Source organism: Nostoc sp. TCL240-02, from assembly GCF_013343235.1.
In the GTDB taxonomy this organism is placed as follows: Bacteria; Cyanobacteriota; Cyanobacteriia; order Cyanobacteriales; family Nostocaceae; genus Nostoc.
This window is the reverse complement of the sequence record NZ_CP040094.1, coordinates 3772106-3787321: the sequence shown is the minus strand read 5'-3', so window position 1 is coordinate 3787321 and position 15216 is coordinate 3772106. Positions and strand designations below refer to the sequence as shown.

Annotated in this window: 11 protein-coding genes; 5 read left to right on the top strand and 6 right to left on the bottom strand. The window is 41.9% G+C overall.

The features are described 5' to 3' along the window. Positions 1-30: 30 nt before the first annotated feature. Positions 31-1395 (bottom strand): lipid-A-disaccharide synthase-related protein, encoded by a 1365-nt coding sequence (locus FBB35_RS16250; RefSeq protein WP_174710514.1) that lies wholly within the window; start codon positions 1393-1395, stop codon positions 31-33. A 234-nt stretch (positions 1396-1629) separates the two neighbouring features. Here FBB35_RS16250 and FBB35_RS16245 point away from each other — a divergent pair, with 234 nt between their 5' ends. From FBB35_RS16245 to FBB35_RS16235, 3 genes are all read left to right on the top strand, one after another. Continuing rightward, the gene (locus tag FBB35_RS16245; protein ID WP_174710513.1) at positions 1630-3696 is read left to right on the top strand and encodes an outer membrane protein assembly factor; all 2067 of its coding nucleotides are present in this window, start codon (positions 1630-1632) and stop codon (positions 3694-3696) included. Positions 3697-4044: 348 nt separating this feature from the next. Then, entirely contained in the window at positions 4045-5067 is a 1023-nt protein-coding gene (locus FBB35_RS16240; RefSeq protein WP_174710512.1) for an NADP-dependent oxidoreductase, read from the top strand. A gap of 87 nt (positions 5068-5154) precedes the next feature. Next, positions 5155-6564, top strand: coding sequence for a collagen-like protein (locus tag FBB35_RS16235; protein ID WP_174710511.1), 1410 nt, complete (start codon positions 5155-5157; stop codon positions 6562-6564). Between the two features lie 95 nt (positions 6565-6659). Here FBB35_RS16235 and FBB35_RS16230 read toward each other — a convergent pair whose 3' ends face one another. Together FBB35_RS16230 and FBB35_RS16225 are read right to left on the bottom strand one after the other, a co-directional pair. Continuing rightward, a complete protein-coding gene (locus FBB35_RS16230; RefSeq protein WP_174710510.1) occupies positions 6660-7220 on the bottom strand; it encodes a nitrate transporter in 561 nt (186 codons plus the stop codon). Between the two features lie 672 nt (positions 7221-7892). Then, a complete protein-coding gene (locus FBB35_RS16225) occupies positions 7893-8471 on the bottom strand; it encodes a TIGR04376 family protein (protein WP_174710509.1) in 579 nt (192 codons plus the stop codon). Between the two features lie 149 nt (positions 8472-8620). Here FBB35_RS16225 and FBB35_RS16220 point away from each other — a divergent pair, with 149 nt between their 5' ends. Continuing rightward, on the top strand, positions 8621-10165 hold the full coding sequence (locus FBB35_RS16220; protein WP_174710508.1) for a DUF3131 domain-containing protein: 1545 nt from the start codon (positions 8621-8623) through the stop codon (positions 10163-10165). 93 nt (positions 10166-10258) lie between these two features. Here the strand turns inward: FBB35_RS16220 and FBB35_RS16215 are convergent, their stop codons facing one another. The 3 genes from FBB35_RS16215 to FBB35_RS16205 all read right to left on the bottom strand — a co-directional run bounded on the left by FBB35_RS16215 (position 10259) and on the right by FBB35_RS16205 (position 11565). Continuing rightward, on the bottom strand, positions 10259-10801 hold the full coding sequence (locus tag FBB35_RS16215; protein WP_174710507.1) for a Uma2 family endonuclease: 543 nt from the start codon (positions 10799-10801) through the stop codon (positions 10259-10261). Between the two features lie 108 nt (positions 10802-10909). After that, positions 10910-11338 carry a PIN domain-containing protein gene (locus tag FBB35_RS16210; protein ID WP_174710506.1) on the bottom strand — a complete coding sequence of 143 codons (429 nt, stop codon included), beginning with the start codon at positions 11336-11338 and terminating at the stop codon, positions 10910-10912. Continuing rightward, positions 11338-11565 (bottom strand): hypothetical protein, encoded by a 228-nt coding sequence (locus tag FBB35_RS16205; protein WP_174710505.1) that lies wholly within the window; start codon positions 11563-11565, stop codon positions 11338-11340. Before FBB35_RS16205 ends, FBB35_RS16210 begins: the two co-directional genes overlap by 1 nt. A gap of 712 nt (positions 11566-12277) precedes the next feature. On the opposite strand from FBB35_RS16205, the gene FBB35_RS16200 reads away from it, so the two are divergent. Then, positions 12278-15115, top strand: coding sequence for a DUF3131 domain-containing protein (locus FBB35_RS16200; protein WP_174710504.1), 2838 nt, complete (start codon positions 12278-12280; stop codon positions 15113-15115). Positions 15116-15216 lie beyond the last annotated feature (101 nt).

Here is a 15216-nt window from a genome sequence, read left to right as displayed (position 1 = left end):
GATGAACGAGAAGTAATGCCCAATCCCCCTTCAACTCAATCGTTCCTGTAAACATTCTGCAATGCGTAGTGCAGCTCCTGGTTTACCCATACGTCGCAGACCATTTTCGGCAATAATTTGCAAAATATCAGGATCTTTGAATAGAGACTGGACGATCTCGGCCACTTCAGCTGGTTGCTGGACTAAAATCAAAGATGAGCCTAAAAGACGGCTTTGAGCTTCAGCAAATGCAGGGTTATATTGGGGGCCATTGCCGGGAATAGCGATCGCAGGTTTCCCTAAACCGATAAACTGTTCTGTGGCTGTACCTGCCATTGCGATCGCAAAATCTCCCAAATGTAAGCAGTCATTATAGGCTTGTTGAGTCAGCAAAAAATAAGCGTTTCTTTGTTTAAATGTCAATACATTTGGATCGGGAAGTTGGATAGGACATACCGATTCCACTCGCCAGCCTTGGGATTGCACGCTTTGGGATAAAATATTAGAGTCTAAGCCCGGTGCGATCGCACCTAAAAATACCACCGTACCAGAAGTGTAAAACACCGAATCTCGCTCCTGGAAACTTGCCATCAGTGCAGATACAGCAATCATAATTTTTTCCCAGTTGGTGTATGCTTCTGGCGGACGGGAACCAGGAAGAAGAGTCACCATTAAAGGTCTAACCGTTTCTTGCTGGTGACTATCCCGACTATAAAATTGTTGGCGTGAAAAGGTCGGTTGTAGACCATCCATCATGGGATTACCCAAATTAAAAGCGGGAATTGGCCATTGTTTTAATGTTTCCGTCGTCAGCACATCTCTAGGAAACACTGCCTTACAACGGCGACGACTCATTAACCAACGTTCCCAAGGATGGTAGACTGAACCAGAAAAGTTTTCCCAACGCGCATCTTTGGATTTCCGTGGTAATAATCCAGCTTCATCGCGCACATAATATTCAGATTTCGCCGTACCCACAAAAGCATAATTAGCGCCACTAAAAGTTGCAAACAACAGGGGGACGATATCTCCCACAGCTAAAATCGCTCTTTTATTACCTAATTTTTTTTGAGAACTCACCCATCGGCGGACAGCTTTAATCTGGCTGAGGGTAAGTTGCAATAAACCACCGCGTACATCCCGCGCTAACTGGCGGCCATCCATATAAATAAAACCGCCAGAAGGCATAGTGCGGACTGAACCGATAAGAGGGATATCCAACTGTTGGTAAGCACGTCCTTCACCCACCAGAGGTAAAGCAAATATCTCTGGTGGGTTTGATTGTCGTTGGAGTTCTTGCAAAATCCGAACTGCAATTACATCTTCCCCATGACCATTACTTAATACAAGTAACCGTAAAGGAGAAGTTGCAGCCTGGGAGTTGGAAGCTACAGATAAGCGGGATAAATTACTCATAAGAAACAAATTATCAAAATTAACTGTCGTTTGGGTAAGAGGTGTAAATAGGTGAAATCGGCGAATAAGCTGGAAGTTAGTATTATCGCTATTTCTTTGCTTTCCTACAACTAATGCCAAATTCTCAAAGGATGTATTGTTTAAAATTATTGGAAAAGCTTTTTAATCAAGTCTTTTAATCTAAAATCTAAAATCCAAAATTGATATAACTCCCTGTTAATTAGGTTAAATATTATGCGAGTTTCTGCTACTGCAATTTTTACTTTAGCTACTTTAGCTGCTGCCAATGTGACTCAGCAAGCAACGGCTGCATCTGCTAAAACGGTTACTCCAACGGCAAAAGCCGGTAACTTGGTAGTGCCGATAATTGAAGACACTCCTGCACGGATAGAGACAATTGCAACTCCTGAAACTATAGTTGCACAACAATTTTCTCAAAATTCCGTCGCCGCACAAACAGGTGCAAGCAAAAATTCCCCAGTAGTCTTAAAGTCAGCAAAAGAATTAATTTCCCAAGCCATCCTCCCTACCTCCCCCTCGCCATCTTCCAAAACCCCTGCTACTGATAGCAATTTGGTAGTCACAGCTACAGATGTACAGGTAGTGGGAGCCAATCAAGAATTGCAAGAGATTATTCGTAAAGTCATTAAAACTCAGGTGGGTGGAGAAACCAGTCAAAGCCAGCTACAAAGAGATGTCGCTGCAATTTTGGATACAGGTTTATTTAGCAAAGTCAGTGTGAATAGCTTTAGCACACAAGCTGGATTGAATGTAGTTTATCAAATGCAACCAGTAATTGTGCGATCGCTGCAATTATCTGGTGCAAAAGTCCTCACCTACCAAGTAGCCCAACAAAGTCTGCAATCTCAGATTGGAACCACCATCAGTCCTGCTGGACTCCAGCAAGCAGTAGCACAAATTAACAAATGGTACGCCGACAACGGTTATAACTTAGCACGAGTACTATCAATTAAACCCAGTTCTCAAGGCATTCTCACTGTGAATGTTGCTGAAGGCTTAGTGAGTAATATCAAATTTCGCTTTGTCAACGACGAGGGTAAAACCGTTGATAGCAAGGGTAATCCCGTCGGAGGACGCACCAAACCAGATTTCCTACAACAGCAACTCAAACTGAAACCTGGTCAAATTTTCCAAGAAAATGTCGTCAAGCAAGACATCCAACAGCTATATCGCACTGGTTTATTTGAGAGTGTGAATGTTGCCTTAGAAGGAGATGCGACAAAACTTGATTTAGTCTACCAACTTAAAGAAACTGGGGCGCGTGGTGTTAATTTGGGTGGTAGTTACAATGCAGATCAGGGTTTAGTAGGCACAATCAGCTATCAAGATCAAAATGTTGGCGGTATTAACGATACATTAGGTGTGAATATTGGCGTAAGTAGCCGGGACTTGCAATTTAATAGCAAATTTGTCAGTCCTTATCGGGCAACAAACCCCGATCGCTTGGGGTACACTGTGAATGGTTTTCGTAATCGGGAACTTTCGGAAACCTTTGATGACAAGATTAAGCTAGCTAACGGCGACAAAGTGCGGGAAGGTCAAATTGGTGGGAGTGTCAGCTTACAGCGACCAATTGACAACTGGAATACCTCATTAGGATTAAACTATACCCGAACTAGTATTCGCGATCGCCAAGGTAATATTACTCCAACTGACGCTCAAGGCAATCCCCTCTCTGTCAGTGGAACTGGTGTTGATGACCTAACTACCGTATCCTTCACCGCCACAAAAGACCAACGAGATAATCCCCTCAACCCAACTCAAGGTTCCGTTCTGAGTTTGAGTACAGAACAATCTATACCTATAGGTCAAGGTAATATTTCCCTCAATCGCCTCAAAGCCAATTACAGCCAATATCTACCAGTACAGTTATTTAACAGCAAACAGCCACAAGTCTTTGCTGTGAACCTGCAAGCTGGTACTGTTGTTGGTAATTTACCGCCTTATGAAAGCTTTAACTTAGGTGGTTCTAATTCAGTGCGCGGTTACGATTCCGGTGATGTGGGAAGTGGTCGCAGTTATGTCTTAGCTTCTGCTGAATATCGTTTTCCAGTTTTACCAATCGTAGGGGGTGTATTATTTGCCGACTTTGCTTCAGACTTAGGCTCAGGTGATACTGTATTAGGAGATCCTGCGGGTGTGCGAGACAAACCCGGCTATGGTTTTGGTTATGGGGCTGGAGTCCGCTTAAATTCACCACTAGGTTTAATTCGGGCTGATTATGGCATTAATGACCAGGGAGAAAGCAAAGTGCATTTAGGTATAGGTCAGAGGTTTTAAGTATATTCAAACTTTCTTTATGAGGCTGCGCCGAATCTTTTGACTTACTCTTTCTTCCTTTGTGTTCTACCCTTCTCTTACTTATATTTCATAGTTTGGCGCATTTTAATACAGAATTAGTATAAGAGGTTGTTTTAAAAGTGTTCGGCTGCGATTTTAGGCACTTAATTGATCCTCCCTAACGCCTATTTTTAAGGGATAAACGGAATCCAAGTCCCCCTTTTTAAGGAATATTTAGAAGGGGATCTAAAACATTTTGCTACAAGAATACTTTTCAAACATCCTCTTAAAAGGGGGGAACCGGAATCAAATTCCTCCTGGTCAGATTGATTTAGAGGAAAATAACTGATGTCTGATTTAATGAACAAACAAATCATCCTCAAAAGCCGTCCAGTCGGCGAACCAAAAGAGAGTGATTTTGCTTTAGTAGAAACACCAACTCCCGAACCGGGTGAGGGCGAAATTCTTAGCCGCACCCTTTATCTATCTCTCGACCCTTATATGCGTGGTCGCATTAGTGCAAGTGAGTCTTATGCTGCATCAGTAGAATTGAATTCTGCGATCGTGGGTGGTACAGTCAGCCAAGTAATTAAATCAAATCATCCTCAATTTCAAGTAGGGGATTTTGTTTTGAGCAATAACGGTTGGCAAACTTATGCTGTATCTAAGGGTGAGACACTACGTAAACTTGATCCCACTCAAGCACCTTTATCTTATAGCTTAGGTGTACTGGGTATGCCTGGTCTGACTGCTTATGCTGCTTTGCTTGATATCGGCCAACCGAAAGAAGGTGAGACTGTTGTGGTTTCAGCCGCCTCTGGTGCTGTGGGTGCAGTAGTCGGTCAAATTGCCAAAATTAAAGGTGCTAGAGTCGTGGGAATTGTCGGGAGTGACGATAAGCGGGACTATATCGTTAAAGAATTAGGTTTTGATGTTGGCATTAACCGCAAAACCCAAGAACTTGATTCAGCACTCAAAGAAGCTGCACCTAATGGCATTGATGTTTACTATGACAATACAGCAGGTGTGATTTTAGAAACTGTATTGCAGCAGATCAACCTTGGGGCAAGAATTCCACTAGTAGGTTTAATTTCGGAGTATAACGCTACATCTACTCCATCAGGGCCTAATTTAATGCCATTGCTAGTCAAACGAGCTTTAATCAAAGGTTTCTTAGTTACCGATTATCAACATCGGCTTAATGATTTTTTGCGTGATGTTTTTGGATGGTTACAGTCTGGTCAACTTAAGTATAAAGAAGATGTAGTTATTGGTTTAGAAAACGCTCCTCGTGCATTCATCGGTTTACTTCGAGGTGAGAATTTTGGCAAGCTGATTGTCAAGGTTAATGACGACCCAACAGTCAACTGAAAGGCACATCACTAAACAGAAAGGAGCAAATTGCTGAAAGTCAGCGTCAGTAGTAGATAATTCAACTAAAGTTTTAGGTGTAACTAAATGCACAACGATTTTAGGAGTAAGCTGCCACTACTGCTGACATTCTGCTTATTTACGAGCTTTTTGCCTGCCTCTGGTTCAGTTTTATGCCCAGCCGTTGCCTCTGACGAATATTATAGAGTAGCCAGAAATAATGGCAGAGATGGACGTACAGGAACCGATGGGCGATCGGGTAGAAGCGGTGAAAACCAAAACATTTTTGTTAATGGTTCACCCGTTAATCTTGATTTGTCCGGTAAAGATGGTGAAGATGGGGAAGACGGGGAACATAGCGATCGCCCTGACTGTGGTTATCAACGCGATCACGTCAGCCATGATATAAATGCACCAAATGGTGGCAATGGCGGTAACGGCGGTAAGGGAGGAGATGGTGGAAATGGTGGTTCCCTCACAGTGTATTACAGCAATTTAGCAGATTTACGAAACATTTCCGTTCGGGCAACTGGTGGCCAAGGTGGACGTGGCGGTAGAGGTGGCAATGGTACGCAGGGTTGTCGCTGTCACAGACGGAGTTGGGAAGTGAAAACATGCAAAGGAACTCCCGGTAGCCCCGATTATAAGTGTACTGACAAGGTTTATCGATGTAGTGACGGTAGTGATGGGCGAGATGGCAGCGATGGTAACGATGGTAGCCAAGGGCGCTTAGGAACTTTAAGTATTGTTAATGGTAAGGAAGCTTTGGCAGGCGATAATCCAACGGTGCAGCTAGCAATTTCGGAACTGACAAACAAACCAGTAAACCTTTCGAAGAACAAATGGAATCTTCGCAAGGGTGCAGCTTCTCTACTTGCGCCTGGTTCTGCGATCGCAGATGATTACCTTGAGTTTGAACAGCGTCTAGAAGAAACTTTTCAAATAGTTTGGCAAGAAAAACAACCTATTACCAGCTTTGGCAATCAAACTGTAACACTTAATTTAAATGACAACAAACAAGTAGAAGTTACTTTTGCCGAGGACTTATGGGTTGATGGTAGCATTAAAAATGAAGCTAATTTAACAACATTTACCGTTAACCATGCCATTCCCAAAAAAGATGTCACCCGGTTAGCTGTAGCAGAGTTTGCCGAAGCAGGACAAAACCTCAACTTAAAAATAGTTGATTTGGCAGCGAAATCTGATGCTATTAATACTCAGTTTCGCGTCAAATTCCGCGCCCAGGATAACTTGTACGGCTTTTCTAGTTACAAAACTGAATATGAAGGGGATATTCCCAACGAACTTGTGACTCGTGACTACAACCGTTTTACTCTAGCTTTAGGCAAGCTCAAAATTCCTGATTCAGCTTTACGTCCTGGTGTCAATGTTGATATTGAAGTCGTAGCAACTCGTTTCTTGGGAATACGTTCTGCCAAGCAAACTATTAGCTGGCAGGGTGCAATCCGCAAACCTAGTACCGCAAGGCGGAATTAAAAATTAAAAATTAAAAATTAAAAATGAATACAGCGTAAGCATTTCATTGATTTGGAATGGATGGTTTATTTCCGCCGTGTTGTACTATATAAAATTTAGGAAGATTTTTTCCCATCTGAAACCATTTGCGAGAGGATATAAGCTGCAAAATCTAGCAACTGATCCAGCAAAAAGCCAATGATACCAATGTAGAGGATCACCTGAATTATATAATCAGCATTGCCAGCTTTATAAGCTTCCCAGAGAGTAAAGCCAAGTCCTTTTGGTCCCGTCAACATTTCTATAGAAATAACTATAAACCAGGCTACCCAAATACTAACTTTCAAGGCATGAAATATATGGAATATAGCTACTCGAAAGTTATTATTCTGCCTACGAAAATGTTGCATACCAATTGCCGTATTAATAATCATCGTCCAGAGAGTTCCTAGAAAAACTACTGTAGTTGCAGCCGAGTCGCTCTCTTGAAACACTATTAATGCAATAGGTAGTAAAGCTATAGGAGGGATACTATGTGGTATTTGAAATATCAGCCTAAATAGTTGATAAATCATGCTATTCATGCCTATTAGATATCCAACAAAACTACCCAATACGGCGGCTGGAATGTAACCTACAAACAATCGTTGCAGGCTAGCTAAAATGTCTAAAAACATATATTCTCTCTGCCTCAGTTCTCATGGAAAAGATTTAGAAAATACTGTGGCAACAACACAAAATAGCGAAGATAAAAATGTGTTAAATTACACGCTCTCTTTGAAGAATACAAGATTTTTTCTATCTTCTCCTAGTTTATAATTAATCAAGAAAAGTTAGGTATTATTACGATGCTTTGGTAGTAATGCAAAGAGGGGTAAAGCTTGACTTTAGTAAACTTTATCAGAAAAATAAATCCTGATTAGTAAATTAAATACAATTTCCAGATTTTAATTGTTTGATGATTGTAGTAAGTATGAATATGTAATATTTTTAATATTAAATAAATAGCAAAAATTGTTATGAGCAATACAGAATATTTGTAAAATAAGGAGTAATAAAGATATTTTATCAGGTGAAAACAAAATTACTTTAGAGAAGCCAATGCGTTGCCCGGATTTTTCATGGGTAAAAAATCCGGGTGTCCATTTCTTCAAAAATCAACTTTATTAGCATTATTTCAATGCAAACAAAAAGAAAGACATGATTGGCATTTCATATAGCGCTGCGATTGGTTATACCATTTCAATCGATACTCCTAAAAATTCCCCTAAGAGCCGACATCACCAAATCTTTTGAACGATTTGCGTTTAAGTTATAAATTTCAGTGCGTCCTTTTTATCAAGATGCGATTATTTCCCTAGATTCCGCTTCATTTGTTCTAACTCGTTTTGGGTTTCCCAGCTACGAAACTTCTCTTCTAAGTCATCAAACCCACTAGAAGAATAACTGCTAGTTTTATTTGACCAGCCACTGGTTTCAAAACGCTGTTGAGTTTGTGCTTTATCACGAGCTGTTTGTGCTTCGGCTGCTTTAGCTTGAACCTCTTGTCGCCGTTGCTGAATTTTTCGTAGTAGTTCTTGAGATTGGTTAATGCGTTCTTTCAGCCCTTGCATATGTCCCCAGCGCTGATTTCCTTCGCGCAACAGGGCTGCTTCTCGCTCACCCGCCGCACTTGCCAAATCTTCTCTATTAGCGTTTTTGGCTTTTTGAACACGGATATGCCAACGCTGAATTTCTTGAGCGGTGGAGAGAATTTCTTCTTGCGATCGCTTCTCTTGTAATTGTAAATCTGCGATCAGCTTTAATGTGTCTTCTTCTTGCTCACGCAGCTGTTCTAGCAGCGCCTCTAACTCCAAATGTGGATTGTTACGCAAGAATTCTTCTAAACGGTTTTCTAAAAACCGACTCAAATCATCAAATAAACCCACTGCTAGAACTCCAGAGATCGGGTGCGTGACTATTTTATTGTAGTAGTCAGGTGGACTTCTGGGTGTTAGTTAGATTTCAAAGTTGGGAAGAATGTATTTGGTGAAACGACGCAAACAACGCTGACTTATAAAATAAGGCTTTAATCAGTATGAGTTCTGATTTTCAACCGCCACCTAAGAACTTGTCCATGCTAGCTTCTGTAGGAGGGGTACTTACGGCTGTAATCGCGATCGCAATTTTAAATGGTTTGTCTAAGCAACTTTCCCAAGCTTCCATAGAAAAACCGGAAATCTCAACATCCGAAACTGCTTCACGCCAGTTGGTACAACCAAAGAAACCCCAAAACCCTGCCTCTAGTGCTGAAGCAGCTGAAATCATTGCCAGTCTTGATGCTAAATCTGTAGTTTTACCAGGTCAAGCTATTCCTAAGAACCAACTCACAGTAGCGATAATTCCATACATTGCTCCGGGAGTTGGAAAACTAACTCCAGAGGAAATGACAACGGCACGTATTGCTTGGTCATATTTCCAGCGCAACTGGAATGATGAAACTGGTTTGGTAAATTCCGTTGATGGGTTTGCCTCTATCAGTATGTGGGATCAGACAGCAGCGATCGCAGCTTTAGTTAGTGCTAGAGAACTCAATATCGTGCCTGCGGCTGAATTTGAAGCCAAAATGAGCAAAATGTTGAAAACACTGGCATTGATGCCATTGTATAAAGGGGAACTACCCAACAAAGTTTACAATGCCAAAACCCTCGTACCCGTTAATTATGGTCAACTAGAAAAACGCGAAGAAATTGGTTGGTCAGCTATAGATTTGGGAAGAATGGCAATCTGGTTGAAGATTGTCGAGGCAAAGTATCCACAGTTGCGATCGCTTTCTACAGACGTTTGGAAACATTGGCAAGTTAAGCGTCTTACCACAAATGGAAAAATGTACGGTACTGCCGTTATTAAAGGCAAAGAACAATACAATCAAGAAGGGCGCTTGGGCTATGAGAATTATGCTGCTTATGGTCTGAAGCTTTGGGGCTTGAATGTTACACAAGCCTTAGATTATCAGTCCAATGCTGCCTTTGTCGATCTTTACGGACAGGGAATTCCTTATGATCGCCGCGACTATAAAAACTCTGGAGCCAATAACTACGTTCTTAGTGAACCCTATATTTTAGATGGCATTGAAACTGGGTTTCAAGCTTTGCCGAAAGCTTATGCCGATCGGATTTTAGCTGCTCAAGTAGGGCGTTATGAAGCGACAAAACAATTAACCGCCGTTACCGAAGACAACTTAGATCGTCCTCCATACTTTGTTTACAGTAGCTTGTTTGTGAACGGAGAACCTTGGGCAACGATCGCAGATACCGGAGAAAAACATAATAATTTGCGATTTCTCAGTGCCAAAGCTGCGATCGGCTGGCACGTACTTTATAATACTGATTACACGCAGCAGTTATTTAATTTCGTCCAAGCTAACCTTAACTCTAAAGATGGTTGGTACAACGGCTTTTATGAGTCTATGCGTCAGCCAAATAAAACTCTCACCGCCAACAATAATGGCGTGATTTTAGAAAGCTTACTGTATAAACAAGTTGGACAACCACTTACCATTTGGGCAGGAGTTAAAAGTCAGAAATCAACCCAAAGGGCGATCGGAAAACCGCAAGTTACAACTAAGATTATCAGACCATGAAAAAATTGGCGTTGCATAATAGAAGTTATCTACTGTGCAATGTCCATACCGTGTAACTACGGTAATTTGCAATATCCATTCAGTAACGCTACTTTATGGCAAAAGTCTCTGAACGGACACTGAAATATCTGCGAATGCTAATGGTGTAACCGTTCCTTGCGTAAGGGTATATTCTTCAACATACTTACCGTTTTGAGGATTTCTGAACACAATCATCTGTTTAGCAGATAAATTTAAAACCCAATATTCCTGAATCGCAGCCGTAGCATAAATCGCAGCCTTGATCTCCAAGTCCTTGTTTAAGCTGGTTTTAGCAACTTCTATAATCCAAAATATATCTTGAGGAGCAGGATGGCGATCGTTGTAGGATGATTCTGGAAGTCGAACAATTGCAATATCAGGTTCGGGTTCCGAGTCGGATAGTGTAATGGGCCCATTGAAACGAACATCAGCTTTACCTGATAGCAATTCTTCTAAATATTTTGCACCTCGTTTTGCTGTGGTGTAGTGAATAGGGGTTTCTGGACTCATCTCAACAATTTCGCCTGCTAGCAGTTCCACATGACGACCACGCAGAATGCCCGCCTCAACCATGCGGTGATAGTCGTCTACAGACCATTTAGCCAGGGTTTTCATAGCAGAATTGCTCACATTCTTGTGATAGACCTAGTTCAATTTTAAAAGTTGCTTGACTGCATTTGTGACAATCTGAAAATACAATCGCCATCTTTGCCTGACAACCAACTACTCGCTATCTTGCGCCCCCAACTGCTGTAACAACTCATGAATTGACAAAACTGGTACGGATGAACTCAAAAAACCTTGCCTATCGCGTGTCACAATAGCATCTAAACCTTGAGCAATAGCACAAGCGATTTGAACAGCATCTTCAAAATCAGCTAAACCAGATCCGAAGGCTGATTTCAAGACGGCTCGATTAACGGGACAAATTACCATAACAGTCAGCGTTTCTGAAACTGCTTGCCGTGCTTGCTCAATGCTGCGCGTGTGTCTTCGGGAAATATAAAAAATATCTGTAAGTGTTGTTGCTGTGATACATCCAACGACACGACCAGAATCAATCTCCTGAAACAACAGTTCCGCGTCTTGGAAAAATGGCGATCGCTGCAACAGAAAATCTAGGACAATATTGGTATCAATTAAAACTTTCATTAAAGATACTTGTCCAATCGTCGCTCTTCTAACATTGCAGCCACTTCTTCATCAGTTAGTGCTGGCTGGTCTGTTTTTAGCAAGCCTCGCATCCGTCTAATCGCGCTAGAGCGCTCAGGCTCAGAAATTGGCGTGTCTTGCAAGGACTCAATGATGGCGCTCACCAGTGCAAGGCGATCGCTTGGTGGTAACTTGAAGACCTGCTCCTTCAATTCTTGTAGCAACATAGACGGCTCCTATGGTCGAAGGTGTCTAACATCTAGTATGGACGATCGCGCCCTCTATGACCAGATTTATTGACCCTGCTAAAGTTGCCAAGGGCTAGTCTTGTATGTAAAATCCTGTATGTACCGATAATCTTATCTTAAATTTTGCGATTGCACCCCACCCCAAAAATCATCCAGCGATCGCGGGAGTAATGTCCAAGGTGTGCATCAACTCATAACCTTATTTACCCAATTTGTCATAAATATACAGAAGCTTTCTCCGTAACATCTCTTTTTGGGCAATATACAAATTTTTTCCGTATACAGACTCCGTTTAAGAAAACAATATAGAAAATTTCCGTATATTCACCCTGATACCCAGAATTTTTACGACTATCATCCTGTAGTCAGATACTATACAGACTTTTTCTGGATATAAAACTATGCAAAAACGCCTGAAGAATTTAATGGAAGAGGTTCAGGATGTAATTGCCTTAAACATAATTCGTACAGTATTGAGAAAACCTATATTTTGAACCGTGGTGGTCGGGGTGTTGTTAGTCCACTTGACTCATAAAAAATCTATCATGAGTACGCGATTTGATATTGTTAGCTGACACTAATCGACTAAATCGATAAAGCTGTTACGAAAAGAATAGACCTGATCAAAGCTCAATTTATGAAATATAACTGTACAGACGGGCTACTACGCTTCTAACTCTTTCTTTACATTATGATATACAAACACCCTCAACAAAAGCTGTTGAGATGGATTGCATTGTTCTTAATTGGAACATTTCTGCAATTTTTGTTTTACATCCCGACACCAGTCTTATCTCAAAATTCCAATAGCTGTAGCAATATTACAGCCCCGCTCACATCTGAAGAACAAACTTACGCTCGTGGTGCTTGGCAGTATTTTGTCAAAAATTATCAGCCAGCAACAGGATTTACCAATTCTACAGGGGGTTATCCTTCTGGTACACTTTGGGATATGGGTAACTACCTGATGGCGTTGAATGCTGCACGGTGGTTGAATCTCACTGACCAAGCAGATTTTGATGCTCGTCTCAACAAATTTTTAACGACTCTTAGCAGCTTAAAGTTATTTGAAGATACTTTGCCCAATAAAGTCTATAACGCAGCCAATTCACAAATGGTTGATTATGGCAACAATCCTCTTGAGCAGGGTATTGGTTGGTCTGCTTTGGATGTCGGGCGAGTATTGGCGGCGTTTGATGTTATCCGTACCTGTCATCCGCAATATAAAGATTGGCTCAAAGGAATTGTAGCAAAGTGGCAAGTGGCGCGATCGCTAAAAGATGGACAACTTTTTGGCGCTACTGTTCTCCCAGACAACAAAACGCTACTGGTGCAAGAAGGACGACTCGGCTACGAAGAATATGGCGCAAGGGGTTATCAACTTTGGGGTTTTTCTGCACCGAAAGCTATTGCTTTAGAACCCTTTAAGTTAGTTGAAATTAATGGTGTGCAAATTCCCGTTGATACCCGTGACTTTAAAAGCACCAATGCTAATAATTACGTTGTTAGTGAGTCTTATATCCTTGATGGGATTGAGTTTGGCTTGCAAGGTGAATTAGCTGATTTTGCTGCCAGGGTTTTAGATGTACAAAAACGGCGTTACGATACCACAGGGCAGTTGACTGCTGTCACAGAAGATAATATTGACCAAGCGCCTTATTTTCTCTACAACACCATCTACGCCAACGGTGCAAACTGGGCAACAATCACGGATGCCAATCAACCTTATCCACAGTTTCGCAGCATCAGCACCAAAGCGGCTTTTGGCTGGCGTTATCTTTTTCCAGAAAATGCTTATGCTCAAAAAGTTTTTGATGCTGTCAAGGATCTCCGCAGCCCTGATGATAGTGGTTACTATGCTGGTATCTATGAAGAATCAAAACAACCCAATAAAGCTTTGACAGGTAATACTAATGGGTTGATTTTGGAGATTTTATACTACAAAGCTAAGGGAAATCACCCTTTAATTGCTTCTGGTTCTACGAGTGTATCTACTGGCAAACCCAGTGAAAATGCTTCTCCTGCAAGACCCTCAAATCAACCCAGTTTTACTGTTACGCCTCCAACTGCAAATCAACCGAGTTATACTGTCACGCCTCCAACTGCAATCCCTACAAATACTCCCAAACCTACAGAAGTAGCTGTTGCACCTATTCCACCAGTCGATAGTCCCCAATCATCTAATCTCAAACTAGATCGATCGCTGTCGGTGATTGAACGGCGTTATGCAGAGGCGGCTTGGCGGTACTTTCAAGCGAATTATCATTCCAAGAGTGGGCTGATAGACGATCGCAGTGATTTCAAAGGTGCAACCCTCTGGGGACTAGGAGATTATCTCGCAGCCCTCCATACGGCGCGATCGCTCGATATAATTACTCCCAAGGAATTTGACCAGCGCACCCGCCATATTTTAGCAGCCTTGACAAAGTTACCATTGTTTGCTGGAGAATTGCCTGGTCGGGGTTATGATACGCGATCGCTCCAACCAGTAGATTATGGTGGAAATCCAGCCCCAGAAGGAAACGGCTGGTCAGCTTTAGATTTAGGTAGAATGCTGGCAGCGCTTTACAACTTAAAAACTTGTCATTCAGAGTATACGGCTGCGGTAGATAAAATTGTCCTGGATTGGTCATACTTGCGTGTGGTGCGCGAAGGTATTCTCTCCAGTGCTACCGTTACCAAAGAGCAAGAAGGGCGATCGCTAATTCGCGTCAACCCAGAAACTCGCTTGGGATACGAAGAATATGCAGCTAGGGCTTTTCAATTATGGGGATTTAACGTTGATAGTTCTGCTGTTGGCGGAGAATACCAAACTGCCTTAGTAGAGGGAGTGAAAGTCCCAATCCAACGCCGTCGCAAAGATACCAACTCAAAAAACCAATACACAGTTAGTAATCCTTTCTTACTCTATGCTTTGGAGTTTGGACTAGATCCACAAATGCGATCGCTCTTTGAACCAATTTTTCAGGCACAAGCTGAACGTTATCGTCGCACCGGCACCCTCACAGCCTCAGCTACTACCTTGATCGATCGTAAGCCTTACACTCTCCACAGCACAATTACTGGAAAAGGTAAGTCTTGGGTAGCTTTAGGAGATGACGGTCAATCTGTGCCAAAAGGACGATTGGTAAGTACAGCAGTCGCTTTTGCCTATCATGCCCTACTTCCAGAAAACAAGTATAGTCAAGAGTTACTGCAAGGAACGACTGACTTATATAACCCATTAGCCGGATTTTATGAGGGTTTCTATGAAAGTACGGGTAAAACGGCAGTTGGTTTCACCAGCAGCACCAACAGTATGATTTTGCAATCCTTGTTGTACAAGGCGATGAATCAACAACCTTTAATTCGTCCGACTGTCAACATGAAATCTCCTTGGTGGGTAGCAGTTAACAAGGCTAATTCTGGGCGAGGTTTACCCAACATTCCCACACAACGAACCAGGTTAACTTCTGATAGTTCTGGAAGTTACTGGGTTTCAGGTAGCGAAAAGACTCCGCTAGTAACTGGTACAAAAATCACAGAGTAAGTTGAAACGCAATTTACTTTAAGCTCATCCCTTGAAGGGGTGGGCTTTCACGCCGAATTTCTGTAATTACCAAGTTGTGTTTGTTACTAATCAGTTGTATT